The organism is Bdellovibrio bacteriovorus, from assembly GCF_041888015.1.
Lineage (GTDB): Bacteria > Bdellovibrionota > Bdellovibrionia > Bdellovibrionales > Bdellovibrionaceae > Bdellovibrio.
The window spans coordinates 2,715,441-2,739,165 of record NZ_CP168968.1 but is presented as its reverse complement, the minus strand read 5'-3'; the positions used below and the strand labels follow the sequence as shown (position 1 = coordinate 2,739,165).

Annotated in this window: 25 protein-coding genes; 14 read left to right on the top strand and 11 right to left on the bottom strand. The window is 48.1% G+C overall.

The window, feature by feature from the left end; all coding sequences use genetic code 11:
- Window positions 1-33: 33 nt before the first annotated feature.
- The 7 genes from ACES2G_RS13090 (at window position 34) to ACES2G_RS13060 (ending at window position 8,357) form a co-directional block, all read left to right on the top strand.
- The gene (locus tag ACES2G_RS13090; RefSeq protein ID WP_374000438.1) at window positions 34-1,926 is read left to right on the top strand and encodes a 7TM diverse intracellular signaling domain-containing protein; all 1,893 of its coding nucleotides are present in this window, start codon (window positions 34-36) and stop codon (window positions 1,924-1,926) included.
- A gap of 3 nt (window positions 1,927-1,929) precedes the next feature.
- Window positions 1,930-2,712, top strand: a complete 783-nt coding sequence (locus ACES2G_RS13085) for an SDR family oxidoreductase (RefSeq protein WP_374000437.1) — start codon at window positions 1,930-1,932, stop codon at window positions 2,710-2,712.
- A 157-nt stretch (window positions 2,713-2,869) separates the two neighbouring features.
- Window positions 2,870-4,576 (top strand): methyl-accepting chemotaxis protein, encoded by a 1,707-nt coding sequence (locus ACES2G_RS13080; RefSeq protein ID WP_374000436.1) that lies wholly within the window; start codon window positions 2,870-2,872, stop codon window positions 4,574-4,576.
- 4 nt (window positions 4,577-4,580) lie between these two features.
- On the top strand, window positions 4,581-5,402 hold the full coding sequence (locus tag ACES2G_RS13075; RefSeq protein WP_374000435.1) for a protein-glutamate O-methyltransferase CheR: 822 nt from the start codon (window positions 4,581-4,583) through the stop codon (window positions 5,400-5,402).
- A 1-nt stretch (window position 5,403) separates the two neighbouring features.
- Window positions 5,404-5,877 (top strand): chemotaxis protein CheD, encoded by a 474-nt coding sequence (locus tag ACES2G_RS13070; RefSeq protein WP_374000434.1) that lies wholly within the window; start codon window positions 5,404-5,406, stop codon window positions 5,875-5,877.
- Window positions 5,878-5,895: 18 nt separating this feature from the next.
- Entirely contained in the window at window positions 5,896-7,383 is a 1,488-nt protein-coding gene (locus tag ACES2G_RS13065) for a chemotaxis protein CheW (RefSeq protein ID WP_374000433.1), read from the top strand.
- Window positions 7,384-7,448: 65 nt separating this feature from the next.
- Window positions 7,449-8,357 (top strand): hypothetical protein, encoded by a 909-nt coding sequence (locus ACES2G_RS13060; RefSeq protein WP_374000432.1) that lies wholly within the window; start codon window positions 7,449-7,451, stop codon window positions 8,355-8,357.
- On the opposite strand, the gene ACES2G_RS13055 is transcribed toward ACES2G_RS13060, so the two are convergent.
- Both ACES2G_RS13055 and ACES2G_RS13050 read right to left on the bottom strand, forming a co-directional pair.
- The gene (locus ACES2G_RS13055; protein ID WP_374000431.1) at window positions 8,354-8,830 is read right to left on the bottom strand and encodes a methylated-DNA--[protein]-cysteine S-methyltransferase; all 477 of its coding nucleotides are present in this window, start codon (window positions 8,828-8,830) and stop codon (window positions 8,354-8,356) included. The genes ACES2G_RS13060 and ACES2G_RS13055 overlap by 4 nt on opposite strands.
- Window positions 8,811-10,283 (bottom strand): Ada metal-binding domain-containing protein, encoded by a 1,473-nt coding sequence (locus tag ACES2G_RS13050; RefSeq protein WP_374000430.1) that lies wholly within the window; start codon window positions 10,281-10,283, stop codon window positions 8,811-8,813. Before ACES2G_RS13050 ends, ACES2G_RS13055 begins: the two co-directional genes overlap by 20 nt.
- Window positions 10,284-10,512: 229 nt before the next feature.
- Between ACES2G_RS13050 and ACES2G_RS13045 the strand changes: the two genes are divergently transcribed.
- From ACES2G_RS13045 to infA, 5 genes are all read left to right on the top strand, one after another.
- Window positions 10,513-11,118 carry an HdeD family acid-resistance protein gene (locus tag ACES2G_RS13045; RefSeq protein ID WP_374000429.1) on the top strand — a complete coding sequence of 202 codons (606 nt, stop codon included), beginning with the start codon at window positions 10,513-10,515 and terminating at the stop codon, window positions 11,116-11,118.
- Window positions 11,119-11,238: 120 nt separating this feature from the next.
- A complete protein-coding gene (locus ACES2G_RS13040; protein ID WP_374000428.1) occupies window positions 11,239-12,039 on the top strand; it encodes a serine protease in 801 nt (266 codons plus the stop codon).
- A 143-nt stretch (window positions 12,040-12,182) separates the two neighbouring features.
- Window positions 12,183-13,337: a CapA family protein gene (locus ACES2G_RS13035; protein WP_374000427.1), complete on the top strand. Its 1,155-nt coding sequence runs from the start codon at window positions 12,183-12,185 to the stop codon at window positions 13,335-13,337.
- Window positions 13,338-13,549: 212 nt separating this feature from the next.
- Complete coding sequence (locus tag ACES2G_RS13030) at window positions 13,550-13,858, top strand: RNA recognition motif domain-containing protein (RefSeq protein WP_374000426.1); 309 nt, start codon at window positions 13,550-13,552, stop codon at window positions 13,856-13,858.
- Window positions 13,859-13,927: 69 nt separating this feature from the next.
- On the top strand, window positions 13,928-14,149 hold the full coding sequence (gene infA, locus ACES2G_RS13025; RefSeq protein WP_347358596.1) for a translation initiation factor IF-1: 222 nt from the start codon (window positions 13,928-13,930) through the stop codon (window positions 14,147-14,149).
- An 8-nt stretch (window positions 14,150-14,157) separates the two neighbouring features.
- Here the strand turns inward: infA and ACES2G_RS13020 are convergent, their stop codons facing one another.
- From ACES2G_RS13020 to nrfH, 8 genes are all read right to left on the bottom strand, one after another.
- Window positions 14,158-14,694, bottom strand: a complete 537-nt coding sequence (locus ACES2G_RS13020) for a hypothetical protein (protein WP_374000425.1) — start codon at window positions 14,692-14,694, stop codon at window positions 14,158-14,160.
- Window positions 14,673-15,488: a metallophosphoesterase gene (locus tag ACES2G_RS13015; RefSeq protein ID WP_374000424.1), complete on the bottom strand. Its 816-nt coding sequence runs from the start codon at window positions 15,486-15,488 to the stop codon at window positions 14,673-14,675. Before ACES2G_RS13015 ends, ACES2G_RS13020 begins: the two co-directional genes overlap by 22 nt.
- The gene (locus tag ACES2G_RS13010) at window positions 15,485-16,198 is read right to left on the bottom strand and encodes a hypothetical protein (protein WP_374000423.1); all 714 of its coding nucleotides are present in this window, start codon (window positions 16,196-16,198) and stop codon (window positions 15,485-15,487) included. Before ACES2G_RS13010 ends, ACES2G_RS13015 begins: the two co-directional genes overlap by 4 nt.
- A gap of 227 nt (window positions 16,199-16,425) precedes the next feature.
- Window positions 16,426-16,995 (bottom strand): DUF2239 family protein, encoded by a 570-nt coding sequence (locus ACES2G_RS13005; RefSeq protein ID WP_347358600.1) that lies wholly within the window; start codon window positions 16,993-16,995, stop codon window positions 16,426-16,428.
- Window positions 16,992-18,218 carry an MFS transporter gene (locus ACES2G_RS13000; RefSeq protein WP_374000422.1) on the bottom strand — a complete coding sequence of 409 codons (1,227 nt, stop codon included), beginning with the start codon at window positions 18,216-18,218 and terminating at the stop codon, window positions 16,992-16,994. Before ACES2G_RS13000 ends, ACES2G_RS13005 begins: the two co-directional genes overlap by 4 nt.
- A 72-nt stretch (window positions 18,219-18,290) precedes the next feature.
- A complete protein-coding gene (locus ACES2G_RS12995; protein ID WP_374000421.1) occupies window positions 18,291-19,646 on the bottom strand; it encodes a cytochrome c biogenesis protein ResB in 1,356 nt (451 codons plus the stop codon).
- A gap of 6 nt (window positions 19,647-19,652) precedes the next feature.
- Entirely contained in the window at window positions 19,653-21,041 is a 1,389-nt protein-coding gene (locus tag ACES2G_RS12990; protein ID WP_374000420.1) for an ammonia-forming cytochrome c nitrite reductase subunit c552, read from the bottom strand.
- Between the two features lie 11 nt (window positions 21,042-21,052).
- Complete coding sequence (gene nrfH, locus ACES2G_RS12985; protein ID WP_374000419.1) at window positions 21,053-21,508, bottom strand: cytochrome c nitrite reductase small subunit; 456 nt, start codon at window positions 21,506-21,508, stop codon at window positions 21,053-21,055.
- Between the two features lie 161 nt (window positions 21,509-21,669).
- Here nrfH and ACES2G_RS12980 point away from each other — a divergent pair, with 161 nt between their 5' ends.
- A complete protein-coding gene (locus tag ACES2G_RS12980; protein WP_374000418.1) occupies window positions 21,670-22,119 on the top strand; it encodes a hypothetical protein in 450 nt (149 codons plus the stop codon).
- 9 nt (window positions 22,120-22,128) lie between these two features.
- Here ACES2G_RS12980 and ACES2G_RS12975 read toward each other — a convergent pair whose 3' ends face one another.
- Entirely contained in the window at window positions 22,129-22,980 is an 852-nt protein-coding gene (locus ACES2G_RS12975) for a radical SAM/SPASM domain-containing protein (protein ID WP_374000417.1), read from the bottom strand.
- Between the two features lie 230 nt (window positions 22,981-23,210).
- Between ACES2G_RS12975 and ACES2G_RS12970 the strand changes: the two genes are divergently transcribed.
- Entirely contained in the window at window positions 23,211-23,723 is a 513-nt protein-coding gene (locus ACES2G_RS12970) for a hypothetical protein (protein WP_374000416.1), read from the top strand.
- Window positions 23,724-23,725: the final 2 nt, after the last annotated feature.

Sequence of the window (23,725 nt, the reverse complement as noted above, 5' to 3'; positions counted from 1 at the left end):
CTGTTATTTGCAGGCCATCTGATAATTGAGGTCATGACAAAACTTGGCGCCCTTTTGTATGTTCTGTATAGTGCCTGTCTTCTGTTTTCCTTCTCTGAAGCCAGAGCTGCGGATATCACTTCGCAGGTCCGGTGGGGGGAGGCTCCCGCTTCAAGCACGAATCCTTTACAGATCAACTATCTTCACTCCGGACAAGATGAGATCAATCGCGGTTATACTCCATTAAACCAATGGATGCAGATCACTTTACGCAATGACGAAAAGCAGGCGGTGGAAAAGCTGCTGCTTTTTGATTCTCCACTGGTGGGGCAGTTGCGTTTGTACCAAGAGGGGCAGTTGCACGAGGCTCCTCTTCTTTCCGGGCCGGGGTATATTTTGCAGCAGCGACAGTATCCTTTTCGTTTGGGAGCTTATCTGCTGAAGCTGGAGCCGGGACAGGAACTGCGGCTTTATGTGCAGCGTGATGCTCATCACGCCCTGAATACCCGGGTGTTCTTGAAAGCGCCGGAAGAGGCCACACATGATGAAACTCAGGCAAAGATGATTTTCTACTTCTATCTGGGGGGAATCTTCTCGCTGGTGATTTATAATCTTCTGCTGGGTCTGTTCACGCATCAAAAGGATTATTTAAGTTACTCGCTTTTTGCCGCCAGTTTTGGAGCGACCGCGGTGGTCTTGCATGGGGTGGTGGACACTTACATCTGGCCGAATGCACCTTTTGTGTTTTCCAACTACCTGATGTTCTTTTCGTCGTTGACGTTGTTTTCAGCCAGTTTTTTTGTCGGACGCTTTTTGAATATTAAAAAAGACTTTGCTGTTGGCTACTGGGGTGTCCGTCTGTTCCAGGCACTGGCGCTGGTGACCATGGGGGCCAGCTTCTTTGCTCCGGCTCAGCGTGGGTTGTTCTTTTTTGGATATTGGATTGATCTGTCTATTGCTGCTGCCATTGTCTTCTTTGTTTTTTGTGGTTTCTACTGCCTCTATCGGCAGGGCAATCGTTTGGCGCGATATTTTTTATTCAGTTGGCTGGTGGTTCTGCTGGGAACCATGGTATGGCTGGCGTCATTCCACGGGTTGGTGGGCAACAATGCCTGGACTCAGTATTCCCTGTTGTTGGCGAATTTAGGAGAGATGCTGATTCTTTCTTTGGGGCTGGCGTACAAAATCAAAATTCTGAATGATGAAAAAATGCGGGCCCAGCAAGCCGCGGAAGACAAAGAACGCTATCACCGACTGGTCCGGGTGCTTTCACATGATGTGGCTAATACTGTTTCGGGCTTAATGTATCATTCGGAAATGCTGCAGGAATACTGTCAGGGTGAAGCCGAGCAACAGCATTTAAATCGCATCACGAAGTCCATTGAACAGTTGAACGGCATTCTGCGTTCAGTTCGTCAGGAAGAAATTTTTCAGACCAATCGAGCTCATTTGGATCTGCAGGCCGTGGAATTGAGTCCGGCATGCTGGGAGGCCTTAAATCATTATTCCTGGCAGATGGAGGAAAAAGGACTGTCTATTCATGTCGAGGTTCCTACTGGTGTTTATGTTCGCGCAGATCGGGCGGCATTGATCAACCAGGTTCTTTCCAATCTGCTTTCAAACTGCATCAAGTTCAGCGAAGCCGGATGTTGTGTTTCTTTGGTGGTTGCGGAAAGAATGGATGCTCTGGTGTTGACAGTTCAGGATGAAGGCGTCGGAATTCAAGAGGAAGAACTGAATCATCTCTTCAAAGGGACACATCTGTTTTCCCGCACCGGAACTGCCAATGAGCAAGGTTCAGGGATGGGAACAGCACTGGTGATGGAATATATGAAGCTGTTTGGTGGGTCCATCGAGGTGCAGTCAGTGCATCGCACTCAGAATCCTCAGTCGGGGACCAAAGTGCATTTGGTCTTCCCGAAGTATGAGTATCGCGGAAAGGGTTAGGTTATGACAGAATCTTGGAGTTTGCAGGGACGGACGGCTCTTGTATGTGGAGCTTCCGGAGGGATTGGCGAAGCCACGGCACGGTTGCTGGCAGCTCGCGGAGCTCGGGTGCTGGCCGTGGCAAGAAATCAGGAAAAGTTGCAGGCTCTGATAAAAGCTCTTCCCGGGGAAGGACATCGTTTCTTCAGCGTGGATCTGAGTGATACGGACAGACTGCAAAATGAAATTGTTCCTTTAGTAAGAAATGAATCCGTACAAATTCTTGTGAACAACTCTGGGGGCCCGAAAGGGGGGCTCTTGTACAAAGCGGATATCAATGAGTTCACAGAGCCGTTGAAAGCTCATCTGTTGGCTTCGCACCTGCTGGTGCAAGCAGTGCTTCCGGCAATGCAGAAGGCTTCCTATGGGCGAATTGTGAATGTGATTTCCACCTCGGTAAAAACACCTCTTCCAAACTTGGGTGTCTCAAATACGGTCCGCGCGGCTATGGCAAACTGGTCAAAAACTTTGGCGATGGAGCTGGCTCCTTTTGGGATTACGGTCAATAATGTTTTACCGGGATATATTGAGACCGGCAGGTTGCAGTCATTGATGCAAACTTCGGCCAGCGCAACAGGCCAAGATGTGAGTATAGTCAAAGAATCTTGGCAACAGAGTGTCCCTATGGCTCGCATTGGTAAACCATTGGAAATGGCTGAAACCATTGCCTTTTTGGCAAGCCCTGCGGCTTCTTACATCACTGGAATCAATTTGCCGGTGGATGGGGGCCGCACACCATCCCTGTGATTAGATGGATAAATATAGCAGAGACTCATGATTAGATTACGAAGCATAAATTTTTGTTCATAAAAGTCGAGTTGATTAAGATTTTTTGATCTTCAGAACCCCCTCTCCTCTAATACCTGTAATATACCGAACAGTTGTTATATAGAGGAGAATCGCAATGACTACTGCACGTAAATTGGAAACAAATTCCGCCGAAGAGCTGCAAACTCTGCGTGAGGAACTCAAGGCTTTGCACCGGGTTCAAGCTGTGATTGAGTTCAATCTTGATGGCTCTATCCTGATGGCCAATGAAAATTTTTTGAAGGCTGTGGGTTATTCCATCGGTGAAATTCAAAATCAACATCATTCCATGTTCTGTGATCCGGACTATACCCACACAATAGAGTACAAAAAGTTCTGGCAAACTTTGGCGCAAGGGGATTTTGTTGCTGGGGAATTCAAACGTTTTGGCAAAGGCGGGCGCGAAATTTGGATCAACGCCTCTTATAATCCGATTTTTGATACAGATGGGAAGCCCTGCAAAGTCATCAAGTTTGCGACTGATATCACGGCCGCAAAAATGAAGAACTCTGAATATGAAGGTAAAATCCAGGCGATCAGCAAAGCTCAGGCGGTGATCGAGTTTAATCTGGACGGGACCATTATTTCCGCCAATGAAAACTTTCTGCAAACTCTGGGTTATGCTTTGTCTGAAATTCAGGGCAAGCACCATCGTATGTTCTGTGATGGGGATTTTGCGCGCACAGGGGAGTATGCCGACTTCTGGAAGAAGCTCAATCGTGGTGAATTCGACTCTGGTCGCTATTTGCGTGTTGGTGCTGGCGGACGCAAGATTTGGATTCAGGCGACCTACAATCCAATTATGGATATGAACGGGGTTCCTTATAAAGTCGTTAAATTTGCCAGTGATATTACAGAACAGGTTGAGCTGGAGCAGGCGGTAAAAAGAAAAGCCACCGAAGATCAGACAAAGGTGGATTCTTTGCTGGCCACCGTAAATAGGGCTGCGGCCGGTGACTTGACGTCTCCGGTGGGAGTATCCGGGGAAGATGCCATTGGCCAGCTTGCCAAGGGAATTCAGCAAATGATGGAGGATCTGCGTAAGGTGATTTCCATTGTGGTTTCTTCGGCCAACAACTTTGGCACCTCTTCCAAGTCCATTGCAGAACAATCCACCTCGGTGGCGGCAGGGGCGCAAAGTTTGGGTGCTACGGTCGAGGAAATGAACGCTTCTATTGAAGAGTTCACGGCGTCTATCGCTTCCATTGCCGATAATACCAAGCAGGCCAATGAACTTGCCAAGGTGACGCAAAAAGAAGCGGAACAGGGCAGTCAGGCCATTGCCAAATCCATTGAAGCCATGGATTTGATTAACAAGTCTTCAGAAGATATCAGTGAGATCATCAAAGTTATCAGTGAAATTGCCAGTCAGACAAATCTTCTGGCCTTCAACGCGGCAATTGAGGCCGCTCGTGCGGGTGAACACGGTCTGGGATTCTCAGTTGTCGCCGACGAGGTTCGTAAGCTGGCCGAGCGCTCTTCACTGGCGACAAAAGAGATCTCCAAGCTGATCAATGAATCTGTGAAACGAGTTGAACAGGGCAGCACCATCTCCAAACAGGCCGGAGAGGCTTTTGGCAAGATTGTGGCGGGTATTGAGAAAACCACGCAGTCCATTTCAGAGGTCACAGTTGCGGCAGAAGAACAATCTGAGGCGGCCCGCGGGGTCAGCACCTCGATTCAGCATATTGCTTCAGAATCAGAAAAGTCGGCGCAAGCTTCGGAAAGCATAGCCAACTCCACCCGGTCTTTGGTGAAAGAGGCCGAGGAGCTGAATAAGACTGTCTCAAGATTTGTGGTGTAAAGTTATGTCTGAATCTGCAAGAAAGCTGGAGGGAGCAACCTTAAAACGGTTGCTTTCTTTGGTCAAAGAACATACCGGGATTAACATGGAAGAGCGCAAAAGAGATTTGCTTTCAGCGCGCATTCGTCCGCGCTTACGCCTTCTGGGGCTGGAAACCTTTGAACAATACATCGAACATGTTGAAACCGCACCGACGGGAATTCAAGAGTTTGTCAATTTGGTCACAACCAATGAAACACTCTTTTTCCGCACGGCCACGATCTGGGATTACTATCAGAAAGAATTTTTGCCGGAATGGTTTGCCAGCAATCCCGGAGGGACTTTGAAGATCTGGTCGGCAGCCTCGTCCACAGGCGAGGAAGCCCTGTCTTTGGCCATGAGCTGCGAGGAATTCAAGGCAAGAAATTTGAGCTTTAAGTATCGCATTTATGCCTCCGATATCGCGACCGATGTTCTGGATGTGGCCAAGGCTGCGATCTATAAGGGCAAATCTGTCGAAGAGTTTAAAAACAAATTTCCCGATCTTTTTGGGAAGTATTTCAGCGCGACAGAAAATGGCTATCGCGCTTCCGCGGTCCTAACTGCGAATATCGAATATCAGCGTCACAACCTGCATCAGCGTCCTTTTCGGGAAAACTTCTTTGATGTGGTTTTCCTGCGTAATGTCCTTATTTACTTTGATGAGCCTACACAGTTGCAGGTGTTGGAGAACATCCATCGCTCCTTGCAATCGAAAGGAAAGCTATTCTTAGGGGAATCGGAGTCTTTGGTCCGTTTTAAAACCTCTTATTTGTTTGAACGGCCTTTGATCTACAGAAAGGACTAAGGTGGAAAAGGTAGAGCATCATGTGCGCATAGGCCAGCTTCTGATTGTAGAAGATGGAACTGTTTTGAAAACAGTGCTGGGTTCCTGCGTGGGTATTGCTTTGTTGTGGAAGAAAAGGGGCAAGTGCGCGTTGGCGCACTGTCTGCTGCCTCTGGCGGACTCGTTCAAAGCAGATGCGGACGCCCGCTACGTGGATCAGACGATTCCGCGAATGATCGAGCGTCTGGGTGCCACCTCTGCAGATTTTCCGGATCTGGAGGCCGTGGTGGCCGGTGGCGGTAAGATGATCAGTGTTGAAAAAGCCTATTCCAAATATGTTGTAGGTGATGAGAATCTTCGCGTGGCCCGACAGATGTTGGAAAGCCGCGGTATTCGGATAGTAGCCTTTGTTCCTGGTGGTGAGCAGGGGACCAAACTGCGAGTGGATGCATCAAGTGGCGAATACCACATTGAAAGCATCCCGCGTGCGGCCTAGGAGTTAGTCATGGAAAGTATGAATAAAACGAAAAAATCTTCCAATGGTCAGATGTTCGCGTCATTCCAATTGGGAAGATCGGAACTGGCCTTGTCCATATTCTCGTTGCAGGAAGTTGTAAACTATCCTGAAAAAGTAACAAAAGTTCCATTGGCGCCGGATTATTTGGTGGGACTTTTTAATTTGCGCGGCCGGGTGACTCCGATTGTGGATATGGGCTCTTTGCTGGGGATAGAAACCGAGCCATCCTGTACTCATAAAAAAGTGGCTATTGCTCATCTGGGGGATGTGCGTATTGGATTATTATTCGATACAACATCGGAAATTCTGCATGTCCAGCCTGAGGATATATCCAGTTTTGATCTGCCTCCAGAGGGACGTCGGTCTGTCGTGCAAAGTGTGCTTAAGCTGGATGGCGGCGATCGTATTATCGAGGTCATCAGTCCTGAGGCTTTGCTGAAGGTGGAAAATATCCCTCAGATTCTTGCCCAGAACCCGAGTCTTCATGAGGAGAATTTGCGACGTAATTCCAAGCGTGGACAGTGTATCACGATTCGTTCTGGTGAACTGGAGTTCGGGCTGCAAATTTCGGCCATCCGTGAGATTATCCGTGTCCCTGAAATCAAAAAAAGCGTTCTGGCGGTGGACTATTGCATTGGCATGGTGAATCTGCGTGGAATGATCGTACCTATTCTGGATTTCCAGAAATTTTTGAAAATAGGTGGGGAGATCAGCAATGACGTTGAGGCCAAAAGGATCGTTGTCCTGAGGCTGGAAGAAATTCAGGTCGGCCTTTTGGTGGACAGTGTTGATAATATTGTGACCTTCTTTGAAGAGGAAATTCTGCCCATCCCGATGTTCCGTCAGGATAAGATCGAGATGATGCGAGGCTTACTATCGTTGAAAGATCGTTCCAACATCATTCTTTTGAACGAATCAAAAATTCTTTCTAACGACGAAGTTTTGGAAATTACCCGGGGCCATGATTCGCTGTATGGTCAGGTGGAAAAGAAAAGTCAGACGACCTTGGCAAAAACGACCGAACGACGGCCGTATCTGTCCTTTAGATTGAACTATGCTTTATCTACGCGCCTAAGCGATATTGATGAGATCGCGAAGGTTGACGAAGAACTTCTCAGACCTCCGGGCTATCCGGACTATGTTGTGGGTATGATGAAGATGCGGGGGGAAATTGTGACTGTGATTGATTTGCGCTGCTATTATGGCATGAAACAATCTGAGGACTCTTCCAGCTCGCGTGTTCTGATCATTAAAGGCCAGCAGGCAAAGTATGGCTTGTTGGTGGACTCTGTGGAATCCATTGATACCGTGGATGAAGCTAATAAAGTGAAGATGCCCAATATGCTGGCTTCTGATGTCGCGGCGACGCTGCAAGGAGACATGAAAGAGATTGTCGAGATGACGGATGCTACGGGAATGAAAAAGACCTTTATGATCCTCAACGTGCCAGAGCTTCTAGGAAAGCTGGAGGCCCAGGCTTCCTAGCCGGGCTTCAGGTCTCGCTGCAAGGCTGTTTGACCGGAAACGCTGTCCTAGGGCAGAATGCCATTATGAAAATCAGCCGCCTGCTGGAACAGCATCAAAAATTCGCAAATCAGGGATTGCCAACCAGCTTCGGTGACGGCTACTTGATGCAACATAATCGTTTCTATCAAGCCATCCGCAAGGCCTCAGAAAACTTTGGTTTTTCCTTCAGCAATAAGCGCAATGAATTTTATGAAGTATTTCCTTTGCTGCAGCTGGAAGACCTGCTGGAAAAAAAGGTTTTGTCCTATGTCGATAATGTCGGGGTTTTCACCCAGCTTTCACCAGTACAGCTGGAATCGTTGACTTGGGATGATCTGGAAGGAAATCTGAAAAAGAACTACGTTTTTCATGAAGCCAGTCATGCCGTGATTCGCACGGTGACGACTCGTCACTGGGGGCCAGTGGCTCAGCCGGGGGCTTCTTTGGATTCTCAGCGTGACTATGTTTTGCGAATGCTTTTAGAGGAATCCTGCGCCAACACATGCGAACTTTTGGGTGTTGCCGAAACATCTGATGCTGTTCATCGTATATTGTATGAAATGAATTCGTACGTTTGTGAGTTTGAAAGTCGTACTTATTTGAAAAAAGCCCTGGATGAAATAGGTGTCTCTGGTGTCAGTCGATTTATGGTGCTGGCGTATTTGCACTCCAATTTCTTGAGGGAAGGTTTTACAGATAAGGATGTCGTACTGATGCTGGAGCTGGCGAGGCTCAGTCAATTAGAGCCAAAGCAGATCAAAGCTTTGCGCGCCCTGGGGAAAGTGGTGTTCAATTTAAGCGAGCGCTTCCGCTATCAGACGACAAGTTTTCATCTGCGCCTGGCCGGAGTTCACACTCCGTTGGAAGAACTGGTGGATTTTCCTTTTCTGGAAGTTCTCAAAAGAAAAAGCCATTCTGAGACTGTCTTGAAAGATTGGACTTCCTTACTTTAAAGACCTTTTTGTTCCAACTGCAAAAGCTGACTCTTGATTTTCAGCCCGCCGGAATAGCCTCCCAAACCGCCGTCTGTGTTAATCACCCGATGGCAGGGGATGACAATGCACAAAGGATTTTTGCCATTGGCGGTACCGACGGCACGGCTGGCCTGAGGGCTTCCCAGAGCCGTGGCCAGTTGCTTGTATGACAGAGTTTTCCCATAGGGGATTTGCAGCAGCTCTTTCCAGACTTTCTTTTGAAACTCTGTGCCCTGCATATCCAAAGGAAGATCAAACTTTTTGCGGCGACCCTGCAGATATTCTTGAAGTTGTATTTTCGCCTGATTTAGCACTTTGCCTTCCGCGCTCTTGGGGTCTGTCAGCAGAGGAATTTCTGACTTTGTCCAAAAGATGCTTTGCAAACCTTGTGCGGAGGCTACCAGATACAGATCACCCAAAAGAGTTTTTATTTTAAGTTGTGCTTTTGCCATAGCGCGGGCCTTTCTTTTTGGATGAACGGTTTTTTGTCAGCTTGTGTGTATAGTTTCTCCAGAAAAGGGCGGCGACATAACCTTTCCAGGGGCTGAGCTGTTCCAGCTTCAGTTGTCGATGTTTTTCCAGAGCGCGTGCCAGAATCAGATCAGTGGCCGGAAAGGTGTCGGTGTGGCGCAAAACTTTTAGGGCCATATAGTGGGCCGTCCACGGACCGATACCCCGAAGGTTCTGAATGTTTTTTAAAAACAGCTCCACATCCTGCGTGGGCTCTAGCGAAATTTTCTTCTCGGCCAACGCTTTGGCAAACTCCAACAAAGTTTGTTTTCGCGCGCCGGTGGTTTTTAAGGATTGCAGATCGCAGGACAAGATGTCCTGCGCTGTGGGGAAAAGTTTGATCCGAGTCTCATTCAGGACAAGGCCAGAGTCTTTTCCGGCAAGTTCGATAAGATCTGCAACCAGAGCGCGGCCTCTTTCAACGCTGACAAGCTGTCCAAGGATGGCCGAGATCGCCACCTCGAATGGGTCCCAGCCCGAAGGCAGGCGAATCCCGGGATAGGATTTCAGTATTTTTTTGATATCTTTGTCCACTTCCAGACAGTTGGCGACAATCACGGGATCGGAATCCAGATCAAACAGATTGCGCACGCGAGAAATAATGGCGTGGATCATCGAAGTGTCGGGATAGTCTATTTCCACCAGCAAAGCGGACCTGTCCGGATCATCGGAAATCGTGACCGTGCCGACTTTTCCCCCGAGGGCAATCACTCGCAGCATTTTATTGTCGGTGAACCACTCCAGTGCTCCCACCCGGTGATTTTTATACGAGTTTATCAGGCCCTCGAAATCAAAGGGGGGGCGGTAAGGCAGAGTTATGTGAAGTGCATCGCCGATGACATTTTTTTGACGGCGCACCTCTCGAGGAGCTTTCTTGAAGCGATCTTTAAACGAATCATTGAAGCGGCGGACGGAATCAAATCCCGCAGCAAAGGCGACCTCGGTGATGGGAAGCGAAGTTTCCACGATCAGTTTTCGGGCCAGATTCAGGCGGTTTTCAAAAGAAAGCTGCTTGGGGGTTTTGCCAATCTCTTCAATAAAAAGACGGCGCAGATGTCGCGCGCTGACTCCAAACAAAGCCGCGAACTCATCCTCATTGAACTCGAGGCTTTCCTGAGAATTCAAAACTTTGACAGCTCTTTGCACGATGGCAGACTTTCCCACCCAAGCCGGGGATTGTGGGGCGCTTTCGGGACGGCAGCGCAGGCAGGGGCGGTATCCGGCTTTTTCCGCTTCAAGATGAGAATGAAAGAACTCCACATTTTCTTTTTTGGGTTTTGCCGGACAAATGGGGCGACAATAGATCCCGGTGGTTTTGACGCCGACAAAGAACTTGCCGTCAAAACGGTGATCCCGGGCCTTCATGGCTTCATAATAGATGTCGCTCTTTTTCATGGGGTCAGTATATATCGCTTTAGCCAAAAAAATGGCTATTTTCGGACATGATCGTTTTTTAGCTCAGACTCAAGGATTCCTCATTTGACGGTCTGGGGGCTTGGGCGCCTTGCAAGATATGGAGCGAGTGTGTGAGTAGACATTTGCACAGTAACAGTGACTGTCAATTTACTCGCATACCCATCGGGACGAGGTTGATATAGTAGGCCATCTACTATAGGAGGTCCGCATGAAATCATCAAATCGTATGATCTTCTTGGGAACAGTAATGCTTCTTCTGGGGATCGTGGCCGTGATCTTTGCCGCGGCGACGACGCTGGCATCGGTCGTGTTCTTGGGTGCGGTCTTGTGTGTTGCAGGTATTTTTGAAATTGTCTATGGCGTTCAAGGTCGTAAAGAGGGTGATCTTTGGCCTCATTTGGGCTTGGGCATTCTGGCCTTGGCCTGTTCTTTTCTGATTGCAAGAAATCCGATTGAAAATACTTTGGGTCTGACTTTGCTGGTCAGTTTTCTTTTGTTGGCCTCTGGTTTGACCAAATTAATTGGTGCATTGAGTGAACGTTCTTTGGGGTGGGGCTGGTTGGCCACCAGTGGGGTGATGTCATTCCTGCTCGGCAGTATTGTGCTTTTGACATTTCCGGCTTCGGCTTTTTGGACCATCGGAACTTTTGTCGGAGTGGATTTGATACTGGTTGGTTTGAGCTTTATCGGAATGGGAGTGTCGTTGAAAAAAGTGCGACAAGATTTGGATGCAGCCAACAAGAACTGGAGACAAACCACCTACCGGGCACCTCACGAAAAAGAGCATGACCGGGATTCTCAACTGCATCCCTAGAGAAGTGTTCGAAGTTTTCATTCGATCAAAGCCGCGTCTAATTGTTGCACTCCTTGTTTTCTTCTAGACAAAATCTTTGCGCAAAATGATGTTGCAGCAAATTTTTTTACGGAGGTTTTGATGATGAAAGTTCTTAATGTGGCTCTTGGTATGCTGCTGTCTGCGAGTATGGCGCAGGCAGAAATTTGCGGCAAAGCGGATGATCGTGTTCCTTCCTTTGACTCTAAAGTGGGAAGACTGGTGAAGGAAGGGGCGAAGTCCGGCTGTGGTGCCACGTTGGTTGGGCCAAGCTGTGTTATTACGATCGGTGAATGTGCACAGGATCGTGATTTGGTTGAATTCAATGTTCCGGCTTCTGTCGCGGGAATCTCCCAGGCATCTTCTTCTGAAGATGTATATTACGTGGATAAAAGTGCGACAGTCTTCAAGCGTGGTGGCATTGGTAATCAGTGGGCCGTGCTGCGTTTGCATCCAAACAAAGTCACTCAAAAAAATGCGGGTGATGTTCAAGGCTTCTATCGCCTGGCGGATAAGAAATCCCAGAGCGGCGATCCAATTCGCGTTGTTCAGTATGCGTATGCGTTGAACGACACTTATGACATCCGTCAGGGCAATATCCCTGCCAGCAAATATCCTGAGACAATGCACTTTGCGCAGCAGGTTTCTTACGGGAAGCTGGTTAAGGCCGGTATCTTTCTGATTCCAGAAATCATCGAGCACGATGCGGATACTTCTTACGGAAGCTGGGGATCGCCGGTCATCAATGAAAAGACCAACGAAGTTGTGGGAATCAATACGCATGGCGGTTGCCGAGCTGAGTACATGGTGAAGCTCGGAGCCCGCTATACCAACTCTGGAACGTCCGTGACTGGATCCAGCGAGTTTAAGCGTGCTATTACGGCTTGCTTGTCAGGAAAATAGATCCCTAAAGAGCAGCCTTTTTCAGGCTGCTCTTTGCAGAGAGCTGACAAATTGGGGCAGTGTCCATTTGTCAGGCTCTAAATAGGGTGTCAGAACCTCTATAACGCTCTTCAGGGGGCATGGCCCTTGAATCTTAGATTGGGATGGGAAAAAGATATTTCTATCTCCTTACTTCTATGTTGTTAGGTCTTTGTCAGACGGTTTCCGCAGATGTGGTGCTGACAATGGGAGGAGACGTCAATTTTAATAAGAATCGCAATGCCGTCTATGCCGATGGCGTGCAGTACGGAGCTGAGCGAATCTCATGGAAGTCCTTCACCCAGAATCTGAAACCGCTCATCAACGGTGATCTGAACTTCGCCAATATTGAAACTGTGGTGTCTTCCAGTAACGATCTTTCGGATGAAGACAAAAAGTTTGCCTTTAAAAGCCATCCCAATGCCATCCAGAATCTGATCGACCTGGGATTTAATCTGTTTAATCTCGCGAACAATCACACCTATGACTATGGCCATCCTGGTATTCGTCAGACGGCCCTCGAAATGGCAGAACTGCGCCAGCAAAATCCTCGCATTGCCTATCATGGTGTTGGTTTCAGGCAGGATCTGATCAAACCTTTGGAGTTTGACCTGAACGGAATTCGTTTTGCTTTTGCCACGGCTTCCATTGGTGATCCTCAGTTCCAGGCTCGCAATGACCGTCCGGGAATGTTGTTCATTCGTGATGACCGGGACTATCAGCAATTGGTGCAGAACTTCGCTAAAAGCAAAGCTGACTTTAAAATTTTATCCATTCATTTTGGAACGGAAGGAAAGACCGAGTTGGATGTGGGGCAGCGCACTCGTTTTGAATATGCTCTGAAACACGGCGGTGTGAATTTGATCATTGGTCACCATCCCCATGTGATTCGTCCGATTCAAAAAAAGGCTGATGGAATGATTTTCTATAGTTTGGGAAATTACCTGATGCTGGGATCTGCGGATATCACCAAAAAACTTGATATCAACACGGACTGGGGCATGTTCTCCCGTTTGTATCTGGAGCGTGATCCTTACTCTGGGAAAGTAAAAATTGACGCTGTGGAAGTCATTCCTTTGACGAATACTCATGCGCGTGTGGCGCCGATGCCGGGCATGAAAGCAGCTCAGCGTATTGCCGGAATCAATGCTCTGTCTGAAATTCAGTTGGGCGCAGAGGCCTTCAGATTGAAAGTGGATTCATTGACAGGTCGTGGGATCTTCTGTTCCTCAGAGATGAACTCTGTGCGCGCAAAAACTATGTGCTCCTCGCGTTTCTGATGTGTCATTAGTCTTAAGACTTGAACATGAAATTCACCAGAGACGCGGTGTTGGACTTGAGAGCGCTGTTTAATAGAAACTTCAAATATCAGTATTAGCTATATCTATATAGGACTCGATGTGTTCTACTGCCATCACATAGTCGTTCACACAGTTCATTAGATGCCCTTTTGTCTTCTGCGAATGGCCCCTAGCTTTTTAAGGAGGCAAAAATGGGAAAGAAATTATACGTCGGAAATTTATCATTCACGGTGAGTTCAGATCGTCTTACTGAAATGTTTTCTGAGATCGGCACAGTTGACTCAGTGAACGTTATCACGGATCGCGAAACTGGGCGCAGCAAAGGCTTTGCTTTTGTTGAAATGTCCTCAGACAGCGAAGCTCAAGCTGTTATTGAAAAACTAAATGGAATGGACTGCGAGGGCAGAGCGATGAATATTTCTGAAGCTAAGCCTCAAGAACCACGCTCCGGTGGTGGATTCCGTCGTAATACCAGCAGTTGGGGTTCCAACCGTCGTTAATAGTTTGCTCTATACACCGTGATAAAAGGCCGGTGTTATACCGGCCTTTTCATTTCTAAAGGGGGGACCATGGCTAAAGATGATCTGGTTATGATTGATGGAAAGGTGTCTGATCTTTCCGGTGGTGGAGTTTATTTTATCACACTGGAAAACGGAGTCGCTATTCGCGCTCGCTTGTGTGGGAAAATGAAAAGATTCAAGATTAAAGTGGTCGTTGGCGATCGGGTCACGGTCGGAGTTTCTCCTTATGATCCAACGCATGGTCTTATCACACACCGATTTAAGACTTAAGTTTGCTTTTAGAACAAGTACTGCAAAGACAGGCCCGAAGAAATATAGTACTGAAGGTCTCTTTTTGAGTTATTGAAATTTGCGATCACGCCGTTGTCAAAAACGCGGATGTAATATCCCAGTCCCAAACGTGAAGGCATAAAGGTCAGGGTTGTCCCGAATTCCACGCCATATCGTAACGCCGTTTCATCATAGTAGTCGGCATAGGGATACTTGTCCGGCGATTTCAGGAAGTACTTTTGATTATTCATGGCATAGACCAGGAACAGTCCGAACTGCAAAGGACGCCAATGGTGTCCAAAGAAGTCCGTGTTCCAGCGGGAATAGCGGTAAATCAAATTCGACTGATAAAAGTCTTCACCCTCAATCTGATAATTGCCCAGCAGATAGCTGACCGCATGTTCCGGGGCCCACTCATAGCTGGCACCAATGGCATATTTACCCAGAAATCCCGCACGCTCAAACAAGGCGCGCCAATCGGCAGCCGGAGCCTGAAGGCTTGTCGTCAGAACGGCAAAGAAGATCAGAGCTTTAAGGTTTCGCAAGCGCTCTCCTTTGTGTCCATGCGTTTTACGCAGAAGTTATTGCCGGTAATTTCCACCAAAAGCCAGTGCGCATCACCTGGGGCTTCAACGCGTCCACACTGCATCATCACCGTGCCACTATCCATGATCAGGTTATAAACATAGTTGTGGCCATTGAAGATGACCTTCACCTTATTGTTGCTGATGACATCGTTGAGCAGTATTGCATCTTTGCCAAAGAAGCGATCCTGATCGCGCAACTGTACGTGCGAAAAAATAAGGACAGGAAGGCTTGAACTAGTAACTGCGTCCTTCAGCCATTCCGGGCTGAAATCATCTGGATTTTCCAGATTGTTAGAGTTGAAGAAAATAAAACGATATCCGCCAGATTCAAAATGGAAATTGGTGGGACCAAAGGCCTTGCGGAACAACTGGAGGCCCGCACCAATGGCATCGTGGTTTCCCAAGGCCATGATTGTGGGATGTTTGATATGTTCAACAGCGTCAATAAACTGATCGTATTCCAGGTTGTATCCGGAGTTGGTGAAGTCACCCAGATTGGCGACAAAATCAATGTCTTTGGTTTGATTGATGGTGTAGGTGGCTTTATCCAGTTCTTTGTAGTTCTGGTGCGAGTCCGAAAAGACGGCGATACGCAAAACGCCATCAGCACTGACGTTTGGGATGCGTGAGGTGGCGTGAGCATTCAGGCTGCGTTCAGGACGCAGCAGCTGATCCGAAAAGGGTGAATCCATAAACGGGGCACAAGAGCTAAGAAGTTGAAAGCTTGCCAGAGCCAGCAGGATTTTTTTCATAGGCGAAACTCCATCGCCAGGCGTCCAAAGAAGTCATTATCAAAGCGGATCATCTTGGAATTCGGAGAATAGACCACTTCCGTTTCATAGAGATGTCTTTCAAAGGCATAGCCCAGTCCAAAAAGAACGCCCGTGGTGCTGGTCACATTCTTGCGAATTTGTCCGGAAATGGACACTTCCTGAAAATACAGGCGGTCATCTTCATCCAAGCGTTCTTTGTGCAGGTAGGAATGAAGGGTCATGCCCAATCGGACCTTGGCGATGAAATCATCAGGCAGTTTTTTCTCAAGCTCCACACGGCTTCCAAACGGAGTCAGATGAAACAGGATCTTGCGGTTTTCCGGATGCCCCCAACTTAACTGTAAAAACGGGAAGCCAAAGACGGCTTGGAAGTCGGATTCAGGTTCATAGATCACGCCGATATAAGGAAAGACCCGACCATTGGCAATGCCACGATTTTTGCTGCGATCTGCGGCAATCAGCCAGCGATGATTTTCAATTTTATGAGACTGGTAGATGACGGTGCTGTCAATCCAGGTGTCGCGATCGGCTCCGTAGGGTTCGTCACTGGCCGTGGCATAAGAGCTGAAAACACTGATTGAGCTGCCATTTGCAAAATCTTTTTTCGCACCCAAACCAATACTTTGAGTCAGCAGGGCATTGTTTAGAAAAAGGGATTCTTTGCCAAGTTGAAACTCGGCTCGTCCCAAGGAAAGGCTTTCATCCGAGGCGTCCAGAGAAATACTCCATTCGTGATCCCGATAGAGCGGAACGCGAACTTCAGCTTGAAGCAGACGAACTGGGGAAGATTTATAGCTATACGGTGATGACCAGAGGTCCGAGCGAAAATCGAAAATAAATCTAAGGTTGCGATCCTCAACTGTGGGAATGGTTCCCAGGGGCGCTGCTCGCAGAGTCAGCGCTCCTTTTCAAAATATTAAAATGCGTTTTGCGCAAGCTTTCCCGTATGTTTTTTAATGTCAGTGGGCCAGGTCGCTATCATCTTTTCAAATTTCTTTTCATCTCCAGCATAGAGCGCCCGCAGGGCTTCTTCGTAATCTGGCAGATCTCCAGCCATTGCATGCATAAATTTATATGTGGCTTCTTGCGCTTGACGGAGTTGATCTTTGTGGGCGTTTTTCTTTTTGGCCTCTTCAATTAATTTGCGCAAAGTCACCGAAGCTCCACCGGGTTGCAGGGCCAGCCATTCCCAATGCTGAGGCAGCAATGTGATCTCTTTGGAAATCACACCTAGTTTGGGGCGGCCTGGACCTGACTTCTTTTCTTCGGGCTCCAGAGCTTTTTCCAAACGACGGGCGACAGCTTCCGTGGTTCCACGCAGATCCAGTTCGATCTGGGCACTGGTAGTGTCATCAAAAATCAGGACATTGCCTTTGTTGTCGTTCAGGAAGCTTTTAACTTTCAAAGCCACCTCCTGAATGTCACCAGTAGCAATTATTTTATTGTTGGCAAAAGCCGTACAGGGGCGGTTTGATTGTGGCGTCATAAAGACTCCTTTCGTGAAGATTTCAAATTTTCAACAGCTCGATTGATAAAGAACATCATACCCAGGATCAGCAGACCCAGGGTCACCATGATATAGCCGATCACTTCAAAATGCCGGATCATCCCAGAGCTTTCCTGGACAACAATGGCTCCGGCGATGATGGCGCCCAAACCTCCTGCCAATTGTTGCAAAGATGAACTGACTGACATGAATGAACCGCGATTGGCTGGCGACGGAATGGCTGACATCAGTGTCTGTGACGGGATCATGCGAGAGAAAATGCCCACGAACATTGCTACGTTCACTGCAATCACCAGCCACAGAGGTGTTGCCCCCAGGTGAGTGTAAATCATCACCATGACTGAGCTGACCAGGGTTCCAAAGAAGAAAACCTTCATACCCCCATAGGAGTCACTGGCTTTGCCGATCAAGGGGCCAATCAGGATTGAAGCCAGGCCTGTGATCATATAAATGGCGGGCAGCTTTTCCATGCTAATTCCCAGATTGTTCACCGTGAAGGCACTGGCAAAAGGCATAATCATAAAACCTCCGATAGACAGTAAAGCCGTTGCCAGAAAAGGCAAAGTGTACTGTCGATCGGTCAAGGTGTGCCACAGATGCAAAGAGGCCTTTTTATCGACCTGTAAAGCCAGGTGTCCTGTGAGTGGTTGCAGATAGCGCCAGATAAAAACGCCGGCGATCACGCTGACGGCCACGATCATCAGGAAGGGAGCATGCCAGCCCCACAGGTTGGAAAGATAAAGGCCAATCGGCAATCCCAAAACCTGACTGGCGGCAAACGCGGTTTGCATAAAGCCCATGACCCGCCCTCGTTGCTCCAGGGGGAAGATGTCGGTCATAATGGCAAAAGAGATCGAGCCGATCACGCCACCAAAGATGCCTGTGACAATCCGTGCTGTCAGCAGCAGGGTGTAATTCGGGGCCAGCGCACAGAACAAGGTGCCCAGGATGAAGCCGCAATAGAAAAACAGCAGCAACTTCTTACGGTCAAATCGATCGGCAAAGCCGGCCGTGAGCATACTGGAAACCGCAGCACTGATGGCATAGGCGGAAACCACGGTCCCAAATTGCGAGGCCGTGATCTTGAGTGCGGGCATTAGCAAGGCCCCTAATGGGGACAGAATCATAAAGTCTAAAATAATAGTGAACTGCAAGAATGCCAGCAAGGCGATGACAAACTTTTGATAGCTTGAAAACTTCATAGAGGGACCTTCCTTCTATGAAGAATATTACCAGGGTAAAATAGAAAGTCAATATCACCCGGGTAATATTATTTAGGAGGAGCGTCTTTTGCGGAAATAGAATAAAAGGATCACTCCGAGACACATCATCAATGATCCTGAGTACTTCCAGATTCTGCCTGGATCGTGATTGACCGACAGGATCGAGGCCCGGGCCTGGCCGGTCGGGGACTCTTCAAAGCTGGCCTGATACAGGTAAAAGGACTTGTACTTCAGGGGTTCATTCATCGAGATCACAGCTTTTTCATTATCGCCGTAATGGACTTCGCTTTGATAAGCCATGGCGCGCATGGTGCCGGGATAGTCGGACTTTTTAAAGTTAGCCAAAGATATTTCAAAACCCAAGGGGACCCGTTTGTTGGTGTATGCCACCAAATAAACCCATTCGTCCGTGAAGACTTTGATGTAGTCGTTCAGGAGCAAATAACTTTCCTGGCCATTGTAGCGAACTCGCGCCGACGGGCGGGTGTTGGGTGTGGGCCGGTCCAGCGCTTTGACTTCATATTTTTGCTGAGCTTTTGAAAAATAACGAAGTGCCTTCATCTCCAGTCCCATCCAGCCGGTTTGAATGGTGTCGCCTTCTTTCAATTGTCCCTTTTTGAAGGGAGTGGGGCTTTCCTTGCTGTACAGGGCATAGTTAAGGGCTTGGCGTTGATCCTGATACAGACGAATTTCATTGATCTCGGAGGTTCGATCCCACAGGCCACCCATAGTGATAAGGACGGGGCCTACTTGCTTTTCAGCGCGCTCAAAAAGATTTCGCTGAATCAGCCAATCGATTTCGCTGACGTTGGCATTGGAAAGTTGATAGCGGATGGCAGCACCACTTTGTGAGCTGGGAGATTCCTCCACCTTGACTTGAGCTTGGCCATAATCAATGGACTCTAACAGCTCAAAATCCAATCCCTTGGCTTTGATCAGATAGGGATGCTTGGCGGTGACGGGTTTTTTCAAAAAATTAACATCTTCGCGGAAGACCTGTTCATAGTTGTCGCCGTTGCGAGAGCGATACACGATCAGTTCCGTGTCTTGCAAGGTGACTTCCTTGACGGGTTCACCCGAACGAGGCAGGCGCACAGTTCCGTCAACGCCGAAAAGCTGTGTCAGCAAAGATCCATAAAGAATAACAATGATACCGATGTGGGCGAAGATAAAAGCCGCATGGCGGGGCTTCCAGGGCCAGCGATCCACGATGACCGCCACAAGGCTGATCACCAGAAGCCCCAAGGTCAGGTACATCCAGATGGAACTGTAAATCAGATTCTTGGCGGTCCAGGCATCATAGCGGGCTTCCATAAAGGTGCCCACGGATATCAGGACCGCAAGGGTGGCAATGATCACCACTGCCAATTGAAGAGAAGCAAAGAACTTCAGGACAGAGCGGAACACCGGAACCTATTTTCCAGTGACTTTGCTTCTGCGAAGCTCAGCCACTAACTTTTGACCTTCGCGAACTTTCTCAATGGAAAGTCCCAGAATACGTGCTGATTCCTGAGGAGCATGGAAGCCGGAAGAGTTTTCTGCTTCAACGAAATCAAACAGGAATTGAGCTTCCTTCTGCAGGGCACGAGCGTTGGCCAGAGTGGTGTTTGGAGTTTTCTTCAGATCCACATCTTTGAACTCTTTCAAGTCGTTGATGTAGTCCACCAAAGCATCGAAGGCCACATTACGCAATTGGATGTGACGGTCTTGAATGGTTTCCACGCGGGACTTCAGCTCGTTTTCCGGAACATTGTGGCAAGTCTGGCAAGCCTTGTTAAGATTCAGCAACGGGCTTTGTACGTGGTGGTCTGTGATTTTCATGGCACCGACGCGTTTGTAAGGCATATGGCAATCCACGCAGGCAACACCGGCGCGAGCGTGAGTTCCCTGGTTGAACATTTCAAACTCAGGATGCTGGGCTTTAAGAACTTCAGCGCCCGTCATAGCGTGCACCCAGTCCTTGTGACCATCTTCTTTGTAGTAAGCCATGATGTCGTCAGCTTTCAAACCTTTGGCCCATGGGTACACCAAGCGTTTGTCCGGACCTTTAAAGTAGTATTCAACGTGACACTGGCCGCACACGAAGCTGCGCATTTCCTGACGGGAAGCCATTTTGTTCACATCATACTCTTTGATGCCTTCTTTGGCTTTGACAGCCTTGATGCCTTCCATGAAGGCGGGGCGAGTCACTCGCAATGCCATTGTGGACGGGTCATGACAGTCAATACAGGACACGGGGTGTTTCACAGAGTGAACAATGTCCTTGTATGGAATCTTGTTCATTTCCTCAAAGCCCTTGGTGATGTCGCCATTACCCAGCTTTTTGTAAAGAGTGTACAAGGAGGCGTGGCAGTTCAAGCAAGTGCCCGGTTGTTGGACAACGTTTTGGCGCTCAGTAAACATCTGATCGACCAGCATGTAAGCATGTCCACGTTCTTCGCGGAAATCTTTGGCGAAGGCGTATCCTGCCCACATGATTTTCAGGCGTGGATCTTCATCCAGCTTTTGCGTGGAAACTTTGTCGCGGGGATCTTTGTCAGTCGGGATGTGAGGGAAGGCCTCAGAACCGCCGTACTTGGTATGAGTCATGTCCGCGGTTTTCATGTAAGAATCATACTGATGAGGGAAGTTCTTGCCCCAAACTGCCGGATCGTCGATCTCGTCGTTGATTTCAACAACACGATAGAACGGATTTTTTCCTTCAGATTTTCTTTCGAAGATATTTACCAGGAGCGCTGTGACCAAGACGGTGGCAATAGCAGCACCACCGACGGCGAGAAACATCCATTTATTTTTGTTCATAGCAGAACTCCTTATCTTGCGTGGCCGACGCCGCGATGGCAGTGCAGACAGTTGGCATCTTCGTTGTGATTAGCATTGGATCGATCCATGGCTTGCACCATGGGTTGATGACAGGTGAGGCAGGAATTTTTCACCACTTGCAGGCTGTGCTCCTTGATCAGGATCGGCTCATGGAAGTTCTGCAGTGTGAAGGCGGACGAGTGAGCCCAGCCATTCAGGGCTTTAACGGCGTACTTTCCGACAATGTTGTGGGGCAGATGACAGTCATTGCATTTAGCAACGTGATGGTGAGCAGACTTTTGCCAGGAATTCAGATTGTCTTGCATGATGTGACAATTGACGCAGGCCTTTGGGTCATCTGACATATAGGAATAACCCTTGGCATAGATGAATGAATAGCAGCCTAGGCCGATCACAATACCGAAGAGGACAAGAACCAGGATGTTGACTTTATTTGACCTGCTCATGTGCATATAGTTACAAAATTTTACGAATGAGTTCTAGTGAAAACCAGTTGAAACTGCAGAATATGTCATGAATCCACCCCGGAGTTACGGAGGAAATGATCGCGGTGTGCTTGAGAATGACAAGATACTAAGGAAGAATACTCTGGAAACAAGGAGTAAAAATGAAAACACTTTGCGGGATTTTTGTTCTGTTCACTTTGGTCTTGGCTACCAGTCTGCAGGTCACTGCACAATCACACGATCATCATGCATTGGATCCCAAGCATTCTTCTGGGGCTGCCAAGAATGCAGGAGAAAAATTCAAAGCTGACGAAACACTGAAGCCAAGAATGGATGCCCTTTTAAAGACGGCAAAGAGTTTGCACGAAAAAGGAATCAGCAAAGCTTCAGTTGTGAAAGCGGGTGAAACGATTGAAAGCACTGTGAATGATATTTTTAAGACCTGCAAACTAGAGCCGAAGGCTGATGCGGCAATTCATCCGATCTTGGCAGATCTTTTAAAGGGAGCGGCAAAGCTTCGAGCTGGTGATCTAAAAAAGGGACAAGGAATTATTCATAAAGCTCTGCAAAGCTATTCAGCAAGCTTTGAACATGAAGGTTGGGCGCTGTAGGCAGCCTGCTTACTTAAAACGGGTGATATAGTTGCAGCGCTGACAAAGATTTTCGGTCAGCTTGTTGTTTTTAAAACCGTTGAGAATTTTTTGAGACCGCTCGTTGCTTAGGATTGATTCGATAGATTCGTCCTGCACCCGGCCCAGAGGAATTTTACCTTCTTTGTCCAGGCAGCACGGCACCACGGTGCCGTCAGCCAAAACGCCAAAATGACTGGTCAGTCCATAGCAGGTGCCCCGCTCTCCCAGAAGAGGCAGATCCAATGCGGGCCATGTGAACTCGGTATCAAAGTGCAGGTGCAGGCGATTTTTGATGCGCACGCTCTTTTGTCGGCGAACGTCGATATTTTCATTAAATGAGAATTCGAAATGCGTGCAAACTCGATCCAACATTGAACGATTTTGCAAGCCAACCCCTAAGGGTTCGTCCAAATTCCAAAGGCGATAATTGATGTAGAGATCAGGTCTTTCAATAAAAGCTCTTTCGGTGAACCTGAAAATCTTGTTTAGATAAATCGTAGGATCTTTGTCACCATAGTTATCGTGAAAGCTGTGCAAAGAAAAGTTGATCTGGCGGATAGTTTTATCAAGCAGCAGCTCTTCCTTTTGCTCGTTCAGCAAAACCCCATTGGTCACAAAGAAGACCGGAACCTCATGTTCTTTGCAGATATTGATAAACTCGGCCAGTCGCGGGTGTACCAATGGATCCCCCATCAGATGCAGTGTCACCTGATCTGTTAGTGGGGCTACTTGTTCAATCACGGAACGAAAGATCTCCAGGCTCATCATTTTTTTCTCGCGCTCTACCGGAGGACAGAAGCTGCACTGCAGGTTGCAGATATTGCTGATCTCGATGTTCACCTTATTGAAGCGGCGCTTTTGTCTGATGATTTACCTCGCGTTTTGGCCTTAGATAACACCGGAACGAAGGGATAGGCAAGGCAGAGTTTCTTCGGGACAAGTGGTCTGACACCAGACTGGACTCCTCCACACATTATCTCGACATTTTCACCGGGCAAAGATTGAATCCCCTTCTCGCGTGGTATCAGCTAGGGCTGTAGCGGTCTTTAAAAGACTCTAAGGAGAGCCCAATGAAATCCACATTTATTTCTTCTGTTCTTTTGATAGTGGGAATGGCAACCCCGTCGACGCAGGCCTGCAACGCCCCGGTATCTTGTGTGATCAAGACCTATACCGGAAACTACGTCACCGCAGTTGGTGGAGGTGGGCGGGTAACGGATGTTATTCACACGAATGCCACTCGAGTGGGTTCCTGGGAACGCTTTACGCTGGTGGATTCCTGCGACGGCAACTCTGTCATTAACTATGGAATCAAGACCGTCAAAGGCAATTATCTGACCGCTGTGGGCGGCGGTGGGCGCATCACTGATGTCATTCATTCGGATGCAACGCAACTGCAAGCCTGGGAAAAATTCAAAATGATTTCATTGGGCAATGGTGTTTATGCCATTCAGACAATCAGTGGTCATTATATCACTGCTGTTGGAGGTGGTGGACGTATCACAGACACCATTCACACGGATGCGACTCAGATTAAGAACTGGGAAAAATTCCGAGTTATCTGCAACTCTCTGTCAGACTAAGA